Source organism: Streptomyces macrosporus, assembly GCF_039533145.1.
Taxonomy (GTDB): domain Bacteria; phylum Actinomycetota; class Actinomycetes; order Streptomycetales; family Streptomycetaceae; genus Streptomyces; species Streptomyces macrosporus.
The window spans coordinates 75,624-93,908 of the sequence record NZ_BAAASZ010000027.1 but is presented as its reverse complement, the minus strand read 5'-3'; the positions used below and the strand labels follow the sequence as shown (position 1 = coordinate 93,908).

Annotated in this window: 20 protein-coding genes; 10 read left to right on the top strand and 10 right to left on the bottom strand. The window is 74.0% G+C overall.

The annotated features are described in order from the left end of the window. Positions 1-22 precede the first annotated feature (22 nt). Together ABD335_RS19585 and ABD335_RS19580 are read left to right on the top strand one after the other, a co-directional pair. Entirely contained in the window at positions 23-718 is a 696-nt protein-coding gene (locus ABD335_RS19585) for an MOSC domain-containing protein (RefSeq protein ID WP_344325010.1), read from the top strand. A gap of 38 nt (positions 719-756) precedes the next feature. Further along, positions 757-1,527, top strand: a complete 771-nt coding sequence (locus ABD335_RS19580) for an SDR family NAD(P)-dependent oxidoreductase (protein ID WP_344325008.1) — start codon at positions 757-759, stop codon at positions 1,525-1,527. Positions 1,528-1,661: 134 nt separating this feature from the next. On the opposite strand, the gene groL is transcribed toward ABD335_RS19580, so the two are convergent. Beyond that, positions 1,662-3,293, bottom strand: coding sequence for a chaperonin GroEL (gene groL / locus ABD335_RS19575; RefSeq protein ID WP_344325005.1), 1,632 nt, complete (start codon positions 3,291-3,293; stop codon positions 1,662-1,664). 105 nt (positions 3,294-3,398) lie between these two features. Beyond that, positions 3,399-3,710, bottom strand: a complete 312-nt coding sequence (groES, locus tag ABD335_RS19570; RefSeq protein WP_031510287.1) for a co-chaperone GroES — start codon at positions 3,708-3,710, stop codon at positions 3,399-3,401. A 450-nt stretch (positions 3,711-4,160) separates the two neighbouring features. Here groES and ABD335_RS19565 point away from each other — a divergent pair, with 450 nt between their 5' ends. Then, complete coding sequence (locus tag ABD335_RS19565) at positions 4,161-5,354, top strand: class I SAM-dependent methyltransferase (RefSeq protein WP_344325000.1); 1,194 nt, start codon at positions 4,161-4,163, stop codon at positions 5,352-5,354. 150 nt (positions 5,355-5,504) lie between these two features. Then, entirely contained in the window at positions 5,505-6,260 is a 756-nt protein-coding gene (locus ABD335_RS19560) for a class I SAM-dependent methyltransferase (protein WP_344324997.1), read from the top strand. A gap of 135 nt (positions 6,261-6,395) precedes the next feature. On the opposite strand, the gene ABD335_RS19555 is transcribed toward ABD335_RS19560, so the two are convergent. Continuing rightward, the gene (locus ABD335_RS19555) at positions 6,396-6,656 is read right to left on the bottom strand and encodes a hypothetical protein (RefSeq protein WP_344324994.1); all 261 of its coding nucleotides are present in this window, start codon (positions 6,654-6,656) and stop codon (positions 6,396-6,398) included. Positions 6,657-6,952: 296 nt separating this feature from the next. Between ABD335_RS19555 and ABD335_RS19550 the strand changes: the two genes are divergently transcribed. From ABD335_RS19550 to ABD335_RS19540, 3 genes are all read left to right on the top strand, one after another. Beyond that, positions 6,953-8,191, top strand: coding sequence for a GAF domain-containing protein (locus ABD335_RS19550; protein ID WP_344324991.1), 1,239 nt, complete (start codon positions 6,953-6,955; stop codon positions 8,189-8,191). Positions 8,192-8,341: 150 nt separating this feature from the next. Continuing rightward, complete coding sequence (adh, locus tag ABD335_RS19545) at positions 8,342-9,859, top strand: aldehyde dehydrogenase (RefSeq protein WP_344324988.1); 1,518 nt, start codon at positions 8,342-8,344, stop codon at positions 9,857-9,859. After that, positions 9,859-10,263 (top strand): DUF779 domain-containing protein, encoded by a 405-nt coding sequence (locus ABD335_RS19540; protein WP_344324985.1) that lies wholly within the window; start codon positions 9,859-9,861, stop codon positions 10,261-10,263. Before adh ends, ABD335_RS19540 begins: the two co-directional genes overlap by 1 nt. 45 nt (positions 10,264-10,308) lie before the next feature. Here the strand turns inward: ABD335_RS19540 and tsaD are convergent, their stop codons facing one another. The 3 genes from tsaD to tsaB are packed head-to-tail and all read right to left on the bottom strand — an operon-like array spanning position 10,309 to position 12,717. Continuing rightward, entirely contained in the window at positions 10,309-11,421 is a 1,113-nt protein-coding gene (tsaD, locus tag ABD335_RS19535; protein ID WP_344324982.1) for a tRNA (adenosine(37)-N6)-threonylcarbamoyltransferase complex transferase subunit TsaD, read from the bottom strand. Continuing rightward, positions 11,414-11,986: a ribosomal protein S18-alanine N-acetyltransferase gene (gene rimI / locus ABD335_RS19530; RefSeq protein ID WP_425583689.1), complete on the bottom strand. Its 573-nt coding sequence runs from the start codon at positions 11,984-11,986 to the stop codon at positions 11,414-11,416. Before rimI ends, tsaD begins: the two co-directional genes overlap by 8 nt. 56 nt (positions 11,987-12,042) lie before the next feature. Then, a complete protein-coding gene (gene tsaB, locus ABD335_RS19525; RefSeq protein ID WP_344324979.1) occupies positions 12,043-12,717 on the bottom strand; it encodes a tRNA (adenosine(37)-N6)-threonylcarbamoyltransferase complex dimerization subunit type 1 TsaB in 675 nt (224 codons plus the stop codon). 106 nt (positions 12,718-12,823) lie between these two features. Between tsaB and ABD335_RS19520 the strand changes: the two genes are divergently transcribed. The 3 genes from ABD335_RS19520 (at position 12,824) to ABD335_RS19510 (ending at position 15,004) form a co-directional block, all read left to right on the top strand. Continuing rightward, complete coding sequence (locus ABD335_RS19520; RefSeq protein WP_344324976.1) at positions 12,824-13,393, top strand: hypothetical protein; 570 nt, start codon at positions 12,824-12,826, stop codon at positions 13,391-13,393. A 168-nt stretch (positions 13,394-13,561) separates the two neighbouring features. Continuing rightward, positions 13,562-14,356 (top strand): SDR family NAD(P)-dependent oxidoreductase, encoded by a 795-nt coding sequence (locus ABD335_RS19515; protein WP_344324973.1) that lies wholly within the window; start codon positions 13,562-13,564, stop codon positions 14,354-14,356. A gap of 123 nt (positions 14,357-14,479) precedes the next feature. Continuing rightward, positions 14,480-15,004 (top strand): DUF6328 family protein, encoded by a 525-nt coding sequence (locus ABD335_RS19510; protein ID WP_425583679.1) that lies wholly within the window; start codon positions 14,480-14,482, stop codon positions 15,002-15,004. Between the two features lie 76 nt (positions 15,005-15,080). Here ABD335_RS19510 and ABD335_RS19505 read toward each other — a convergent pair whose 3' ends face one another. The 4 genes from ABD335_RS19505 to alr form a co-directional block, all read right to left on the bottom strand. Then, positions 15,081-15,275, bottom strand: coding sequence for a hypothetical protein (locus ABD335_RS19505; RefSeq protein ID WP_344324971.1), 195 nt, complete (start codon positions 15,273-15,275; stop codon positions 15,081-15,083). A gap of 139 nt (positions 15,276-15,414) precedes the next feature. After that, entirely contained in the window at positions 15,415-15,987 is a 573-nt protein-coding gene (gene tsaE / locus ABD335_RS19500; RefSeq protein WP_344324968.1) for a tRNA (adenosine(37)-N6)-threonylcarbamoyltransferase complex ATPase subunit type 1 TsaE, read from the bottom strand. After that, a complete protein-coding gene (locus ABD335_RS19495) occupies positions 15,902-17,104 on the bottom strand; it encodes an alpha/beta fold hydrolase (RefSeq protein WP_344324965.1) in 1,203 nt (400 codons plus the stop codon). Before ABD335_RS19495 ends, tsaE begins: the two co-directional genes overlap by 86 nt. Positions 17,105-17,111: 7 nt before the next feature. Next, positions 17,112-18,284 (bottom strand): alanine racemase, encoded by a 1,173-nt coding sequence (alr, locus tag ABD335_RS19490; RefSeq protein WP_344324962.1) that lies wholly within the window; start codon positions 18,282-18,284, stop codon positions 17,112-17,114. Position 18,285 lies beyond the last annotated feature (1 nt).

The window sequence follows — 18,285 nt, the reverse complement described above, 5'->3', positions numbered from 1 at the left end:
GGTGTCGCTCTAGGCTGCCCCCATGCGGCTTCTCTCCGTGAACCTGGCCCGTCCCCACTCGGCCGGCTACACCGACTCCCCCACCGGGGTCACCGGCATCGACAAGCGTCCGGCCGACGGCCCGGTCGCCGTGGCCGCCCCCGGCCCCAAGGGGGTGGGCGGCAGCGCCCTCGCCGGCGACGTCATCGGCGACAAGCGCCACCACGGCGGCGACCACCAGGCCGTGTACGCCTACGCCCGGGAGGACCTGGACGACTGGGAGGAGGCCCTCGGCCGCGAACTCCCCAACGGCGTCTTCGGCGAGAACCTCACCACCGCGGGCGTCGACGTCAACGGCGCCCTGGTCGGCGAGCGCTGGCGCGTCGGGCCGGACGTGGTGCTGGAGGTCTCCTGCGCGCGCATCCCCTGCCGCACGTTCGCCGGCTGGCTCGGGGAGACGGGGGCCCCTCCGGCGCAGCGAGGGGGAGGGTGGATCAGGCAATTCACGCGGGCCGCGGTGCCCGGCGCCTACCTGCGGGTGGTCTCGCCCGGCGAGATCCGCGCCGGGGACCGGATCGAGATCGTCCACCGGCCGGACCACGAGGTGACCGTCTCGTTCCTCTTCCGCGCCCTGACCACCGAGCGGGAACTGCTCCCCCGCACCCTGGCCGCCGGGGAGGCCCTGCCGCCCGAGGAACGCGCGCAGGCGCTGAAGTACACGGAGAAGTACGCCTCCTGACCTCGGACGCGTCCCACCCGGCCGGATAGCGTTCCCATATGACGACTGCACTGATCACAGGAGCCACCTCGGGCATCGGCGCCGCCTTCGCCCACCGGCTGGCACGCGACGGCCACGACGTGGTGCTGGTGGCCCGGGACACCGAGCGACTGCGCGGGCAGGCCACGGAACTCCACGACCGGCACGGCATCGAGGCGTCCACGATCACCGCCGACCTCGCCACGGACGAGGGCATCGCGTCGGTCGAGGAGCGCCTGGGCGACCGCAAGCACCCGGTGGACCTGCTGGTCAACAACGCCGGCTTCGGCAACAAGGGCCGCTATCTGGAGGTCCCCGTCGAGGACGAGCTACGGATGCTCAAGGTGCACTGCGAGGCCGTGCTGCGGCTGACCTCGGCCGCCGCGGAGGGCATGCGCCGGCGGGGCCGCGGCGGCATCGTCAACGTGGCCTCGGTGGCGGCCTTCCTCCCGCGCGGCACCTACGGCGCCTCCAAGGCGTGGGTCGTGCAGTTCACCCAGGGCGCGGCGCGCGACCTGGGGAAGTCGGGGGTACGGCTGATGGCGCTGTGCCCGGGGTTCGTGCGGACCGAGTTCCACCGGCGCGCGGGCATGGCGGCCGAGAACGTGCCCGGCTGGATGTGGCTGGACGCGGACCGGGTGGTGGACGCGGCCATGGCCGACCTGGCGAAGGGCCGCACCCTGTCCATCCCCGACCCGCGCTACAAGACCCTGATGGGCCTCGCCCGGCTGGCGCCGCGCGGCCTGGTCGCACGCGCGTCCTCCACCACCGGGCGCTTCAGCCCCAGGTGACCGACGCGCGGTCGCCCCGCGGGGGCTTCCCGCGCACGGCGACGCGAAAGCCCGGCTCCCCCTCCGGCCCCGGAACGTCCGGGGAACCCGGAACAGGGGAAGCCGGGCCTCGTCGTACGGCGGGCGCCCGTGTGTCAGTGGGCGTGACCGTGGCCGTGACCGTGGCCGGCGGCCTCCGGCTCCTCCTCGGCCGGCTTCTCCACGACCAGGGTCTCGGTCGTGAGCAGCAGCGAGGCGATGGAGGCGGCGTTCTCCAGCGCGGAGCGGGTGACCTTCACCGGGTCGATGACGCCGGCCTTGACCAGGTCGACGTACTCGCCGGTCGCGGCGTTGAAGCCGTGGCCCTTCTCCAGCTCGGCGACCTTGGCGGCGATGACGTAGCCCTCCAGGCCGGCGTTCTCGGCGATCCAGCGCATCGGCTCCACCACGGCGCGGCGGACGACCGCGACACCGGTGGCCTCGTCGCCCTCCTTGCCGAGGTTGTCCTCCAGCACCTTGGCGGAGTGCACCAGCGCCGAACCGCCACCGGAGACGATGCCCTCCTCGACCGCGGCGCGGGTCGCGGAGATGGCGTCCTCCAGGCGGTGCTTCTTCTCCTTGAGCTCGACCTCGGTGGCCGCGCCCACGCGGATCACGCACACGCCGCCGGCCAGCTTCGCCAGACGCTCCTGGAGCTTCTCGCGGTCCCAGTCGGAGTCGGTGGTCTCGATCTCGGCCTTGATCTGCGCGACGCGGGCCTCGACGTCCTCGCTCTTGCCGCCGCCGTCGACGATGGTGGTCTCGTCCTTGGTGACGGTCACGCGGCGGGCGGTGCCCAGCACGTCCAGGCCGACCTGGTCGAGCTTGAGGCCGACCTCCTCGGCGACCACGGTGGCGCCGGTCAGCGTCGCCATGTCGCCCAGCATGGCCTTGCGGCGGTCGCCGAAGCCCGGGGCCTTGACGGCCACCGCGTTGAAGGTGCCGCGGATCTTGTTGACCACCAGGGTCGACAGGGCCTCGCCCTCGACGTCCTCGGCGATGATCAGCAGCGGCTTGGAGCTGTTGCTCTGGATGATCTTCTCCAGCAGCGGCAGCAGGTCCGCGATGGCGGAGATCTTGCCCTGGTGGATCAGGATGTACGGGTCCTCCAGGACCGCTTCCATCCGCTCCTGGTCGGTGACCATGTAGGGCGACAGGTAGCCCTTGTCGAAGGCCATGCCCTCGGTGAAGTCCAGCTCCAGACCGAAGGTGTTGGACTCCTCGACGGAGATCACACCGTCCTTGCCGACCTTGTCCATCGCCTCGGCGATCAGCTCGCCGACCTGCTTGTCCTGGGCGGACAGCGCGGCGACGGCGGCGATGTCCTCCTTGGAGTCGATCGGGCGCGCGGCGGCGTGCAGGTCGTCGGAGACGGCCTTGACCGCGGCGTCGATGCCCTTCTTCAGGGCGGCCGGGGAGGCGCCGGCGGCGACGTTGCGCAGACCCTCGCGGACCAGGGCCTGGGCCAGCACGGTGGCGGTGGTGGTGCCGTCACCCGCGATGTCGTTGGTCTTGGTCGCCACCTCCTTGACGAGCTGGGCGCCCAGGTTCTCGTAGGGGTCCTCGACCTCGACCTCGCGGGCGATGGTGACACCGTCGTTGGTGATGGTCGGAGCGCCGAACTTCTTGTCGATGACGACGTTGCGGCCCTTGGGGCCGATCGTCACCTTCACGGTGTCGGCGAGCTTGTTGACACCGCGCTCGAGGGCGCGACGGGCGTCCTCGTCGAACTTCAGGATCTTCGCCATGGTTGCTCGGTTCCTCTCGGGTCCTCGTCAAAAGATCCGCGCCCCGGCCCCGGACGTCTCGGACGCGGGTACCAGGGCGCGGACCACAGGCAGTCTTCGCGGTGCTTACTTCTCGATGATCGCGAGCACGTCGCGAGCCGAGAGGACGAGGTACTCCTCGCCGTTGTACTTCACCTCGGTGCCGCCGTACTTGCTGTACAGCACGATGTCGCCGACCTTGACGTCGAGCGGCAGACGGTTGCCGTCCTCGAAGCGGCCCGGACCCACGGCCAGGACGGTGCCCTCCTGGGGCTTCTCCTTGGCGGTGTCCGGGATGACCAGGCCGGAGGCGGTGGTCTGCTCGGCGTCGAGCGGCTGGACCACGATGCGGTCCTCGAGCGGCTTGATGGCAACCTTGGAGCTAGTGGCGGTCGTCACGATCCGACCTCCCCCTTCGGAGATCTCACGGGGTTTGGATGTCTGGGGTGGCGACCTGGTAGATCCGTCGTCGCGGGTGCCGGATCTGCCCGTCGCTGGGATTGGCACTCACCTGGGGAGAGTGCCAACGTCGAGACTATGCGGGCGTTAGCACTCAGTCAACCGGAGTGCCAACGCACGGCGCGTTGCGCGCCCCCGCGCCCATACGCCGACCCGCACACCGTGTCGCAGGCGCGTCGCGGGTGCCCGTCCGCGAGGAGCGCCGCCGACGACCCGGGCCGGCCGCCGACGGACGCCCCGCGCTTCGAGCCGGACGGCACCACCGGCGCGTGCGTGGCCACCGGCGTCCACCGCGACGAGCTCCCCGTCCCCTTCCCCGTGGACATCGACCGGACACCGACCCGACCACGCTGTTCAACCGCCGAGGGCGGCCGCTGCGATGATGGGCCGGTGCACGCGCCGACCGGTTCCGAGCCCGACCCCGTCTCCGTCTTCCGCGCCCTGCTGACCGACGAGGGGCGGCACCTGCTGGAGGAGTTGCGGTCGTACGACCCCGGGCGGGAGTTGGCCGTCGCGACCCGGCTGCGCCGCGACCACCCCGCCGAGCTGGTCTCGGCGGCCCTCGGGCAGGCGCGGCTGCGGCAGCGGGCGGCGGCGAAGTTCGGGCCCGAGGACGCGGGCCGGATGTACTTCACGCCCGACGGCGTGGAGCAGGCCACCCGCGCGAGCGTGGCCGCCCACCGCGCCGGGCGCTTCGCCGCGCTCGGAGTGCGGCGGCTGGCCGACCTGTGCTGCGGCGTCGGCGGCGACGCCATCGCGCTGGCCCGCGCCGGCATCCACGTCCTGGCCGTCGACCGTTCCCCGCTGACCTGCGAGGTCGCCCGCGCCAACGCCGAGGCGCTGGGGCTGGCCGACCGCGTCGAGGTGCGGTGTGCGGACGTGACGGAGGTGGACACCGACGGCTTCGACGCCGTCTTCGCCGACCCGGCCCGCCGCGGGGGACGCGGCCGGATCTTCGACCCCGAGGCGTACTCGCCCCCGCTGTCCTGGGCCGTCGCCGCCGCCCGCCGCGCCCCGTACGCCGCCCTGAAGGTCGCCCCGGGCATCCCCCACGAGGCGGTGCCGGAGGACGCGGCGGCCGAGTGGATCTCCGACGGTGGGGACGTGAAGGAGGCCGTGCTCTGGTTCGGCGTCCCCCCGGGCGTACGCGCCACCCTCCTGCCCGGCCCCCACACCCTGGCCTCCGCCGGCCTGCCGGACCCGCCGGTCGGCCCGGTCGGCCGCTACCTGTACGAGCCGGACGGCGCGGTCATCCGCGCCCATCTGGTCGCCGAGGTCGCCGAGCGGGTCGGCGGGCGCCTGATCGACCCGACGATCGCCTACGTCACGAGCGACGACCTGCGCCCGGTGCCGTACGCGAGCGCGTACGAGATCACCGACGTGCTCCCCTTCAACGTCAAGAGGCTGAGGGCGCTGCTGCGGGAGCGCGAGGTGGGGACGGTCACGGTCAAGAAGCGCGGCTCGGCCGTCGAACCGGAGGACCTGCGCCGCAAGTTGAAGCCCTCCGGCCCGAACGCGGTCACGGTCTTCCTCACCCGCGTCGCGGGCGCCCCCACCACGCTCCTGGGCCGGCCCGTCCCCTGACACCCCCTGACACCGCGCCCCTGCGCCGGGCGGACTCGTCCCCGACCGCACCCGTGGGGAGGGGCGGCGGTGAGCGTCGCCCCCCGTCCCCCACTCCCCGGCGGGGTAATCGGTCGCGGCCGTCCGGGGTGGGCTGGTAGACAGGCGCCCATGGCCGACCGCCTGTTCACCGATCCGTCCCTCGCCGCGCTGTACGACGTGATCTGCGCGGAGCGGAGCGACTTCGACGACTTCTACCTGCCGTTGGTGATGTCCGCGCGGTCCGTCCTCGACGTCGGCTGCGGAACCGGCCAGTTGCTGCGCCGCGCCCGGGAGGCCGGACACCCCGGCCGGCTGTGCGGACTCGACCCGGCCGAGGCGATGCTCGCCCGGGCCCGGCGGCGGACGGACGTCGCATGGGTCCTCGGCGACCTCTCCACCACGGCCTGGGAGCGGGAGTTCGACCTGATCGTGATGACCGGCCACGCCTTCCAGGTGCTCCTCGGGGACGACGAGCTGCGGACCGCGCTCGCCGCCGTCCGCACCGCCCTCGCCGACGACGGCCGGTTCGTCTTCGAGACCCGCAACCCGGCGGCCCGCGCCTGGGAGACGTGGACCCCGGAGAACGGATTCGAGGTCGTCGCCGAGGACGGCTCCCCGGTGCGGTACTGGGTGGAGACCGACACCCCGGTCGAGGGGGACACCGTCCGCTTCGCCCAGTTCTACGCCCACCCCCGGTGGGAGGAACCGAAGGTCAGTCGGAGCACCCTGCGCTTCCTCGACGTGGACCCGCTCGACGCCTTCCTGACCGAGGCCGGCCTGACCGTCGAGGAACGGTTCGGCGACTGGGACCGGAGTCCGCTCACCGCCCACAGCCCGGAGATCGTCACCGTCGCCGCGCGCTCCGACCGGCACGGGGACGGGTGAGGGGACCGCCCGTGGTGTCGCGCACCGGTTCCGTCCTCCGCGCCGGTCCGGTGGCGCGGCTCCCGGCCCCGGCGAGCGGGGCGGTGCCGCCCGGTCAGGCCGGCGGGCGGACGACCGGCGGGGGCGGGGGCGCGGTCACGACACCTCCAGGCTCTCGAAGCGCCAGAAGTGGACCGGGCGACGGATCAACTCGGGCGGCGGAGAAGGCAGTTCGGGCAGGTCGTGGGAGTCGTGGGGAGCGTCCCACCAGGTGATGACCAGTACCCGGTCGGTGGAGGCGGTGAAGGTCTCGCGGCGCAGCGGGGCCGGGTCGAGGGTCTGGGCGCGAGTCCACTCCAGCAGTTCCGCGCCGCGCCCGTCGGCCGCGCGGGCCTCCCACATCAGAGCAACGGTCATGGCACGATTCTGCCCGCTCACCCGGGCACCGCGCGCGGCGCGCCGGGCCCGCGCCGGTGAGCCCGTCGAGCGCGGCGGCCCGGCGCGACCGTCCGTCCGCCCAGGCGGGGTGATCACGGGCGGGGCGGCCTCGGGCAGGGTGGCGCGCACCCGAAGGGGCGTGAAGCGCGGGCGCGCGCGACCTTGTTTTTGCCTCTCCGCCGGCCGATAACACTGTCGTCGGACCGAGGACCCGACCGGGCGCGCGGTCCTCGCCGGCACCGGCCGACCGTCCCCGCACGACGAAGGGGAAGCCCATGTCCCAGGGCAGTGACCTCCGGCTCCGCAGGGCCGCACTGGAGAACGAGTGGTCCCGCTGGGTGCCCCGGCTGAAGGCCGCCGGCCTGGTGCCCGGCGGCGGCGAGGCGCCGCGCCGGGAGGTGACCGAGTCCTGGATGCGCTCGCTGACCAGCGTGGACCCCCACCGGGACAGCGCTCCGGTCTCCGACGGGGACGCCGTGCGCCACCGCTGGGCGGACTCGCCGCTGCGCCGGCCGGTCGCCGACCTCGCCGACGAGCTGCGCGGCATCGCCGACGACGCCGGGTTCATCACCGCCGTCACCGACGAGTCCGGGACCATCCTGTGGACGTGCGGCGGCCCGGCCATGCTCCGCCGTGCCGAGCGGGTCAACTTCGCGCCCGGCGGCCGGTGGGACGAGCAGGCCATGGGCACCAACGCCCTGTCCCTCGCCCTGCGCACCGGCCGTCCCAGCACCGTGTTCTCGGCCGAGCACCTGGTCACGGCGTTGCACGGCTGGGTCTGCTACTGCGCGCCGATCCACGGTCCGGACGGACGCGTCCTGGGCGTGCTGGACCTCTCCACCACCTGGGACCGCTCGCACCCGCTGGCCATGTCCACCGTGCGCACCCTGGTGTCCGCCATCGAGACCCGGCTCCGCGTCGAGCCGCCGGCCCGTCCGCTCGGCGATCCGCCCGGGGTGCGGTTGAGCTGCCTGGGCGCCGAGGAGGCCGTGCGGGGCGGCAGGCCCCTGCGGCTGCGCCCGCGGCAGGTGGAGATCCTGACGCTGCTCGCGCTGGAGCCGGACGGCTTCCCGCCGGCCAGGCTCCGCGAGGCCCTGTACGGCGACCGCGCGGTCACCGCCTCCACCTTCAAGGCGGAGATCTCCCACCTGCGCCGGGCCCTCGGCGGCGGCGTCGCCACCCGCCGGTACGCGCTGACCGTGCCCGTCTCCTGCGACGCCGTCGACGTGCTGCGGGCGCTGGAGCGCGGCGACACGGCGACCGCCCTGCGCCACTACCGCGGCCCGCTGCTCCCCCGCTCCGAGGCGCCGGGGATCGAGGAGTGGCGGACGCGTCTGGAGGTCGCCGTGCGGGAGGCCGTCCTGGCGAGCCCCGACGCCGAGCACGCCCTGCGCTACGGCGAGCGGGCGCCGTACGACGTGGAGGTGCACGAGCACGCGCTGCGCCTGCTGGGGCCGGGCGACGCCCGCCGCGCGATCGCGGCCGGCCGGCTGACCACCGCCCTGCGCGACTGACGCCCCGTCGGCCGGAGGTCGAAGCGCCCGCCCCCGCGCGCCAACCTCGCGCCAACCTCGTGGGTCCACAGTGATGCGCGTCACGGCGGCGCCCGCCGCCGCGACGGTCCATCCGTCATCCACCGACGCCATCCACCGAGGAGAGCCGCCATGGTGTACGCGCAGCCCGGAACAGACGGCAGCGTCGTCGGCTTCGCCCGGCGATACGACAACTTCATCGGGGGCGACTGGGTCGCTCCCGTGGAGGGCCGGTACTTCGAGAACGTCTCGCCGGTGACCGGGAAGGTCTTCTGCGAGGCGGCCCGCTCGTCCGCCGCGGACGTCGAACTCGCCCTGGACGCCGCCCACGCCGCCGCCGAGCGGTGGGGCCGCACCTCCGCCACGGAACGGGCCAACATCCTGAACAGGATCGCGGACCGCATCGAGGAGAACCTCGAGAAGATCGCCGTGGCCGAGACCTGGGAGAACGGCAAGCCGGTGCGCGAGACGCTGGCCGCCGACATCCCGCTGGCCGTGGACCACTTCCGCTACTTCGCCGGGGCCGTCCGCGCCCAGGAGGGGAGCATCTCCGAGGTCGACGCCGACACCGTCGCGTACCACTTCCACGAGCCGCTCGGCGTGGTCGGCCAGATCATCCCGTGGAACTTCCCGATCCTGATGGCCGCGTGGAAGCTGGCGCCCGCGCTGGCCGCCGGCAACTGCGTGGTCATCAAGCCGGCCGAGCAGACCCCGGTCAGCCTGCTGCTGGTGATCGAGCTGATCGCCGACCTGCTCCCGCCGGGCGTGGTCAACGTCGTCAACGGCTTCGGCGTCGAGGCGGGCAAGCCGCTGGCGTCCAGCCCGCGCGTGGCCAAGGTGGCGTTCACCGGCGAGACCACCACCGGGCGGCTGATCATGCAGTACGCGAGCGAGAACATCATCCCCGTCACGCTGGAGCTCGGCGGCAAGAGCCCGAACATCTTCCTGCCGGACGTGATGGCGGCCGACGACGACTTCCTGGACAAGGCCGTCGAGGGCTTCGTGATGTTCGCGCTCAACCAGGGCGAGGTGTGCACCTGTCCGTCCCGCGCCCTGATCCACTCCTCCATCCACGACGAGTTCATGGCCCGCTGCGTCGAGCGCACCGAGGCCATCGTCAAGGGCGACCCGCTGGACCCGGCCACCATGATCGGCGCCCAGGCCAGCAACGACCAGTACGAGAAGATCCTCTCCTACATCGACATCGGCCGGAAGGAGGGCGCCGAGGTCCTCACCGGCGGCGGCCCTCGCACCGTGGAGGGGCTGGAGGGCGGCTACTACGTCGAGCCGACGATCTTCCGCGGCACCAACGACATGCGGATCTTCCAGGAGGAGATCTTCGGTCCCGTCGTCTCCGTCACCACGTACGACTCGCTCGACGAGGCCGTGAAGATCGCCAACGACACCCTCTACGGGCTCGGGGCCGGCGTGTGGTCCCGGGACGGCAACACCGCCTACCGCCTCGGCAGGGCGATCAAGGCGGGACGGGTGTGGACCAACTGCTACCACGCCTACCCGGCCCACGCGGCCTTCGGCGGCTACAAGAAGTCCGGGATCGGCCGCGAGAACCACAAGATGATGCTGGACCACTACCAGCAGACCAAGAACCTGCTGGTCAGCTACTCGCCGAAGAAGCTCGGGTTCTTCTGATGGCGGAGCGCACCAGGCGCGTGGAGCTCACGCCGGCCGCCGAGGACCTGGTGCGGCGGCTGACCGCCCGGCACGGGCCGCTGATGTTCCACCAGTCCGGGGGATGCTGCGACGGCAGCTCTCCCATGTGCTACCCGCGCGGCGAGTTCCGGGTCGGGGCCTCGGACGTCCTGCTCGGCCACGTGGCCGGCGACACCCCGTTCTGGATGAGCGCCGACCAGTACGCGTACTGGCGGCACACCCACCTCACCGTCGACGTGGTGCCCGGCCGGGGTGGCGGCTTCTCCCTGGAGGCCCCGGAGGGCGTGCGGTTCCTGCTCCGCTCGCGGCTGCTCACCGAGGAGGAGTCGGCGCGCGTCGCCGCGGAGCCGCCGCTGCCGACGGGGGCCGAGGCGGCCGACTGACGGCGCGGGGCCGGACGCCGACGGGCGTCCGGCCCCGCGTCCGCGTCACGCGCCGTAGAGGTTCCCCGCGCCGACCTCGTGCACGTGGTCGTGGGGGTGGTCGTGCGCGTGGGACGTGCCCGGGACGTGCGGCTCGGTGACCGGCAGGGAGGAGTCCGCCGACAGGTCCCAGTCGGAGGGGGCGCGGTTCCGGGCGACCATCTCGGCGCCCAGGGCCGCGACCATCGCGCCGTTGTCGGTGCACAGCTTGGGGCGCGGCACCCGCAGGGTGATCCCGGCCGCCGCGCAGCGCTCCTCGGCCAGGGCGCGCAGCCGCGAGTTGGCCGCGACGCCGCCGCCGATCATCAGGTGGTCCACGCCCTCGTCCTTGCAGGCGCGGATCGCCTTGCGGGTCAGCACGTCGACGACCGCCTCCTGGAAGGACGCCGAGACGTCCGCGACCGGCACCTCCTCGCCCGCGTTCCGCTTCGCCTCGATCCAGCGGGCCACGGCCGTCTTCAGGCCGGAGAAGGAGAAGTCGTACGGCGCGTCGCGCGGGCCGGTGAGGCCGCGCGGGAAGGCGATGGCGTCCGGGTCGCCCTCGCGGGCGTACCGGTCGATGACGGGACCGCCGGGGAAGCCGAGGTTCAGCACGCGGGCGACCTTGTCGAACGCCTCGCCCGCCGCGTCGTCGATGGTGGCGCCCAGCGGCCGGACGTCGGAGGTGATGTCGGTCGACAGCAGCAGCGAGGAGTGGCCGCCGGAGACCAGCAGGGCCATCGTCGGCTCGGGCAGCGCGCCGTGTTCGAGCTGGTCGACGCAGATGTGGGAGGCGAGGTGGTTGACGCCGTACAGCGGCTTGCCGAGCGCGTAGGCGTACGCCTTGGCCGCCGAGACGCCCACCAGCAGCGCGCCCGCCAGGCCGGGCCCGGCGGTGACGGCGACGCCGTCGAGGTCGCTCGCGGAGACGCCGGCCTCCTTCAGGGCGCGCCGGATGGTGGGGATCATCGCCTCCAGGTGGGCGCGGCTGGCGACCTCGGGCACCACGCCGCCGTACCGGGCGTGCTCGTCGACGCTGGAGGCCACCGCGTCGGCGAGGAGGGTGTGTCCGCGCACGATGCCCACGCCGGTCTCGTCGCAGGAGGTCTCGATGCCGAGGACCAGGGGTTCGTCAGCCATGGGGCAGCGTTCCTTCGGATGTTCCTGGGTGGTCGTTGGTGTCGGCGCCTGGTTGGTCGGTGTGGTCGGTGGTGTCGGCGTCGGGCGCGGTGTCCGCGGGGCGGCGCATCACGAGGGCGTCCACGTTGCCCGGCTGGTAGTAGCCGCGGCGCAGGCCGATCGCCTCGAAGCCGAAGCGCTCGTACAGGCGCTGGGCGCGGACGTTGTCCACCCGGACCTCCAGCAGGACCTCCCGGCACTCGAAGTCGGTGGCGGCGGTCAGCAGGGCGGTGAGCAGGCGGGCGCCGAGGCCGGTGCCCCAGTGGTCGCGGGCGGCGGCGATGGTCTGGATGTCGCCGGCGCCGCCCAGGGCGGCGAGTCCGCCGTACCCGACGATACGCCCGGCGCCGCCCGCGGCGGTCCCTCCGTCGGCCTCCGCAACCGTCTCGGCCACGAGGTAGCGGCGGGTGGCGCCGGGGCCGCGGGCGTGGGCGAGCTCGGACCAGAACATGGCGGGCGACCAGGCGTCGTGCGGGAAGAGGTCCCTCTCCAGTTCCAGCACCGGTTCGATGTCCCACCAGCGCATCTCGCGCAGGGCGACCCGTCCGCCGCTGTGCCGGTCGGTGTGCCGGTCGGTGCCGGTCACCGGGGCGTGACCACCTTGTAGTTGGCGGGCACCTTGGCGTCCGGCCGCCGCAGGTAGAGCGGCAGCGGCGGGAGGAAGCCCTCCTCGTCGCCGGCGTCCAGCCTCTCGGCCGCCAGCGCCGCCAGGGCGGCGGCCGAGACGTGTTCGGGCATGTCCCGCCGTACGCCGGTGAAGGTGTCCGCGTACAGCCGCGCCCCCGCGCCCACGGCGGGGAGGTCCGCGACCTCGTCGGCGATGTCGGCCGGACGGTCCACGGCGGGGTCGGTGAGGCGGGTGCGGGCGTCGGCGTAGCGCGCCCAGTACACCTCCTTGCGGCGGGCGTCGGTGGCGACGGCGAAGGGGCCTTCCAGCCCGGCGGTCCCGGCGGCGTACGCGATGCCGTCCAGGGTGCACAGGCCGTGGACGGGGACGTCCCGGGCGGCCCCGATGGTCGTCGCCGTCATCAGGCCGACCCGCAGCCCGGTGTACGGGCCCGGTCCCACGCCGACGACGATGCCGGTCACGTCGCCGAGCGACGCGCCCGCCTCGGCCAGGACGCGGTCGACGGCCGGAAGCAACAGTTCGCCGTGGCGGCGGGCGTCCACCTCGTCCGCGGCGGCGAGAGTCCTCGTCCCGTCGTGCAGGGCGACGGTGACGGCAGGAGTGGCTGTGTCAAGAGCGAGCAGGAGCACGCATTCAGCCTACGGCGCGCTGCGGGTCGTCCATCCCGCGGCGGCTGCTACGGTCAGGCGTACGATCAGACCGGTCGGAGGCCGGAACGCGGGAGGCGGGCGAGAGGTGGCAGGCAGCAGCGCGGGGGCGGTCGTGACCGGGCTGACCGCAGCGGCACTGGCCGTCGTCGGTTTCCTGGCCTACCAGGCGGACGCCGCGCAGGACCGGCGCGGGCCGGACACCGACCGCAAGCCCGCCGCGTCGGCCTCCCCCACCGCCGGCGCGGAGAAGGAGGAGCGCGAGAAGCGCGAGAAGACCGCGCTGCCGGCCGATTCGGGCACCGGCGAGCGCGTCGTCTACTCCCTGAGCGGCCGGCGGGTGTGGCTGGTGGGCGCGAACGAGACGGTCACCCGCACCTACCGGGTCGTCCCCGGCGCGGTGGACCCGCTGCCGGGCGAGTACACCGTGAGCTCCCGCACCGAGCGCGTCACCGGCAGCGACGGGGTGCCGATCGCCCACGTGGTGCTGTTCACACAGGTCGACGGGGTCGTGGTCGGTTTCAGCGCGGCGGTGGACGGCTCGCTGCCCGAGGGTCCCCCGAAGGAGGGCACGGGCGGCATCCGCGAGAGGCCCGAGGACGGCGCGGCGATGTGGCGGTTCGCCACGATCGGCACGAAGGTCGTCGTCGTTCCCTGAACGGTCGTTCCCTGAGCGTTTCCCCGAGTGGTCCCCACGCGTCCCGAGCGGGCGCTCCCGGCCGGCTCCGCGTCACTCCCCCGGCCCTGTCGTTCCACCGTCCGGAGGGGGGACGGGCGGAGGATGGGGGCGGAAGGACGCCGCCGGGACGCGAGGAGGGCACAGCGGATGCGCATCGATCTGTCGGGCAGGACGGCACTGGTCACCGGCTCCACCGGGGGGATCGGGGCGGCGATCGCCACCGGTCTGGCCCGGGCCGGTGCCCGGGTGGCGGTCAACGGCCGCCGGCCGGAGAGCGTCGCGGAGGCCGCCGAGCGGCTCCGGGCGGAGGTCGCGGGCGCGGAGGTGGTGGAGATCGCCGCCGACGTCGCCACGGACGACGGCGCGGCACGGGTGACGCGGACGCTGCCCGACGTCGACATCCTGATCAACAACCTCGGCATCTTCGGCCCGAAGCCCGCCCTGACCATCACCGACGACGAGTGGCGGCGCTACTTCGAGGTCAACGTGCTGTCGGCCGTCCGTCTGACGCGCGCGTACGTGCCGGGGATGGTGAGCCGGTCGTGGGGCCGCGTGCAGTACATCGCCAGCGACTCGGCCGTCGTCACCCCGGTGGAGATGATCCACTACGGCATGTCCAAGACCGCGCTGCTCGCGGTGGCCCGGGGCTGGGCGAAGGAGGTGGCGGGGAGCGGGGTCACCGTGAACTCCGTCATCGCCGGTCCGACCCACACCGGCGGGGTGGAGGACTTCGTCCGCGAACTGGTGGGCCCGGACCTGCCCTGGGACGAGGCGCAGCGCGTCTTCATGCGCGAGCACCGGCCGCAGTCGCTGCTCCAGCGGCTGATCGAGCCGGAGGAGATCGCGAACATGGTCGTCTACCTCGCCTCGCCCCTGGCGTCGGCGACGACGGGCGGCGCCGTCCGTGTCGACGGGGGCTACGTCGACGCGATCCTCCCCTGATCCGCCCCGGGGCCCGCGGGCCCTCACGGACCCTCACGTTTAGGGACACAGGCCGCCGAACAAACGCTATTCACACCAACGGGTGAGTACAGAGCGTAAGCACATGGGTCGGGAGGCGGATCAGTGACAGTGGATTCCGGCAGGGCTGCCGACAGAGCCGAGGGGGAGCGGTCCGAGGAGGGGAGCTACGAGGACGAGAAGAGGCGCGCCGACCGGCGGTGGACGGAGCTCCTTCAAGAGGTCCGGGTGGCCCAGATGGGCATCCAGATCCTCCTCGGCTTCCTGCTGAGCGTCGCCTTCACCGAGCGCTTCGAGGACCTGGGCTCGGCGGACCGCACCATCTACGTCGTCACGGTCGTCCTCGGCTCGGCGGCCACCGGAACGCTGATCGCCCCGGTCGCCCTGCACCGCTTCGTCACCGGGCACCGGATGAAACCGCAGACGGTGGAGTGGGCCTCGCGCCTGACCATCGCCGGGCTGGTCCTGTTGCTGTGCACCGTCACCTGCGCGCTGCTGCTGATCCTGCGCGTGGTGCTCCACAACGACACGGCGTGGTGGATCGTCGGCGGGCTCTTCCTGTGGTTCGTGACCGTCTGGTTCCTGCTGCCGGCCTGGGCCCGCGCCACTCGGGGGGCGCTCCGCCGGTAGGACCGGCGGTCGCCCCCGGCGACATCGGACCGCGACGCCCCCCGGCGACATCGGACCACGGCGCCCGCCGGCGGCGTCAGGCCGCCTCGGACTCCGCGCCCCGGTCCGCCGGGCGCCGCTCGGGGGCCGGCGGCGTCGAGACCGCGTCGGCCGCCGCGCACGACGCCAGCAGCTCGCTCATCGGCACCGGGGCGCACTCCGGTCGGAGGACGGACGCCCCCGTGGGCTCGGTCTCCGTGGTCGTCTCGGGCTCCCGCTCGTGGGCCTCCATGGATCCCTCCTGGCTCCTGGGGCGGATGCGGCCGGGCGAGCCCGACCGTCCCCTGGTCTCCCATGTGACCACGGCGGCGACGCCGCGCGCAACATCTTGCCGACAGGCTGTCGGAATACGGTCGGGAACCCGCCGGGCCCTACGCGGGCCGTCCGAGGACGGACAGGTCCTGCCCGGCCCAGCGCGCTCCGACGCCGGTGATCGTCACCGTCCGCACGTCGTGGTCGCCCACGCCGTCCGCCGTGCCGTCCGCCGCGTCCGTCCCCACGGCGCGCTCGATGACCACGTGCAGCCGGTCCTCCGACAGCTCCTCGACCCTGCCCTCGCCCCACTCCACGGCCACCACCGACTCCGGCAGCGAGACGTCCAGGTCGAGGTCCTCCATCTCCTCCAGACCGCCGCCGAGCCGGTAGGCGTCCACGTGCACCAGCGGGGGGCCGCCGGCGAGCGAGGGGTGCACCCGGGCGATGACGAAGGTCGGCGAGGTCACGGCGCCGCGCACGCCCAGCCCCTCGCCCAGTCCGCGGGTCAGGGTGGTCTTGCCCGCGCCCAGCTCCCCCGTGAGCAGGACGAGGTCGCCGGGCCGCAGCAGCCGGGCGAGCGCGCGCCCCACCTCCCGCATCCGGTCAGGAGTGGGGACGACGATCCGTACGGTGCTCTCCGGAACGGCCCCGGGGGCGGCCCCCGCGGCCGGGTGGTGCGGTGTGTCCATGGTTGTGGATGGTACGCGTCAGCAGGGCGGCCAGATGGGCGTTGACCAGGTCGGGCCGCTCCAGCATGATCAGGTGCCCCGCGTCCGCCACGATCACCAGGTCGGCGTGGGGCACGGCCTCGGCCATCGCCTCGCTGTGCTCGCGCGGGGTGAGCAGGTCCCGGTCGCCGGTGAGGATCAGGGCGGGCCGTCCGCTGTCGAAGGCGGCCAGCGCGGCGGTCTTCTCGTGCTCGGCGAAGGCGGGGTAGAAGTCCGCGACGACGTCCACCGGCACCGACTCGATCAGCCGCTCCGCGAAGCGCGCCACCCCGGGGTCCACGTCGCGCGTCCCGAACGAGTACCGCTTGACCAGGCCCGCGAAGAGGTCGGCGGTGGCGCGGCGTCCCCGCTCCACCAGGTCGGCCCGCGCCGCCAGGGTCTTCAGCACGCCCGGCGCCATCCGCCGCAGCGCCCGCGCCCCGGCGGCGGGCAGTCCGTACGTCACCTCGGCCAGTCCGCCCGCGGAGGTGCCGACGAGGGCCACCGCGACGACGCGCTCGGCGACGTACTCGGGGTACAGGGCGGCGAGCGCCATCACCGTCATGCCGCCCATCGAGTGACCGACGAGGACGACCGGTCCCTCGGGCACGGCGGCGTCGAGCACGGCCTTCAGGTCGTGTCCGAGCCGGTCGATGGTCACCGTCTCGCCGGCCCGTCCGCGTCCGGAGCGTCCGTGGCCGCGCTGGTCCCAGTAGACGGCGCGCAGGGCGGGCATGGGGGGCGCGGTGGGTTCGACGCCGCGCAGGGCGGCGCGCTGGAAGTGCCAGACGTCCTGCGCCAGGCAGTAGCCGTGGCTGAAGACGACCGTGGGCGCCCCGTCGACGGCGCCGTCCGGGGTGTCGGTCTCGAAGTGCAGTTCCGTGCCGTCGTCGGCCACGGCCCGGCCGGGTGTGCCGCGCAGCGTGCCGTAGGGGCCGGCGGCGTCCAGGGCCAGGCGCGCCCGGCGGGCGAGCGTGCGGTGCACGGTGAGCCGTTCCACGGCCATGCCGGCGGCGGCTCCGGCCGCGGCCAGCCCCAGCACCGCGCCGGCGGCCACCCCCGCGCGGCGCGCCCACCCCCCGCCGGACGTACTGGTCATGCCCAGGTCACGTGTCCGCGTTCAGGTGGACGCGCGGCACCCGGGCGCCGATCCGGGTCACGATCTCGTACGAGATGGTGCCCACCGCCCGCGCCCAGTCCTCGGCCGTCGGCTCGCCGCGGTCCCCCGGGCCGAAGAGGATCGCCTCGTCCCCCGCCTCGGCCGTGTCCCCGCCCAGGTCCACCACGAACTGGTCCATGGCCACCCGCCCGGCGACCGTCCGCCACTTCCCCGCCACCAGGACCGGCCCGACGCCGGAGGCGTGCCGGGGGATGCCGTCGGCGTAGCCGGCCGGGACCAGGGCGAGGGTCGTCTCGCCGGCGGTGGTGTAGTGGTGCCCGTAGCTCACCCCGTGCCCGGCCGGGACCCGCTTGACGCTCGCGAGGGCGGCGCGCAGGGTCATCACGGGCCGCAGCCCGAAGTCCTGGGGCAGGCCGACCTCGGGCGAGGGCGAGAGCCCGTAGACCGAGATGCCGGTGCGCACCAGGTCGTAGTGCGCCTCGGGGAGCGTGAGCGTGGCCGGCGAGTTGGCGATGTGCCGCACCTCCGGGTCGAGCCCGGCGCGGGCCACGACGGCCAGGGCCTCCTCGAAGACGGCGAGCTGCGCGGCGTTGGAGGGATGGCCGGGCTCGTCGGCGCAGGCGAGGTGCGACCACACCCCGACGACCCGGACCGTGCCCTCCTTCTCGGCGGCGCGGGCGGCGGCCACCAGATCGGGCCAGTCGGCGGGCTGGCAGCCGTTGCGGCCCAGCCCGGTGTCGATCTTCAGGTGGACGCGCGCGGTGCGGTCGCAGGCGCGGGCGGCGGCCGTGATCTCCTCCAGCGCCCAGAGGGCGCTCGCCGAGACGTCGACGTCCGCCTCGATCACCTCGCGCCACGGCCCGCCGGGCGTCCACAGCCAGCACATCAGCCGGCCGCGGTCCCCGGCGGCGCGCAGCGCCAGCGCCTCCTCGGGGGTGGCCGTCCCCAGCCAGGTCGCCCCCGCCCGCCGTGCGGCACGGGCGCAGGGGACCGCACCGTGACCGTAGGCGTCGGACTTCACCACGGCCATCAGTTCGGCACCGTTCGCGCGCTCCCTCAGCGCGCGGACGTTGCCGCGCAGCGCGTCGAGGTCGATCTCCGCGCTGACCCGGTGGGTCGCTGCCGCGCGGGGGGCGGGAGGCTCGCTTGCGACGTTCACC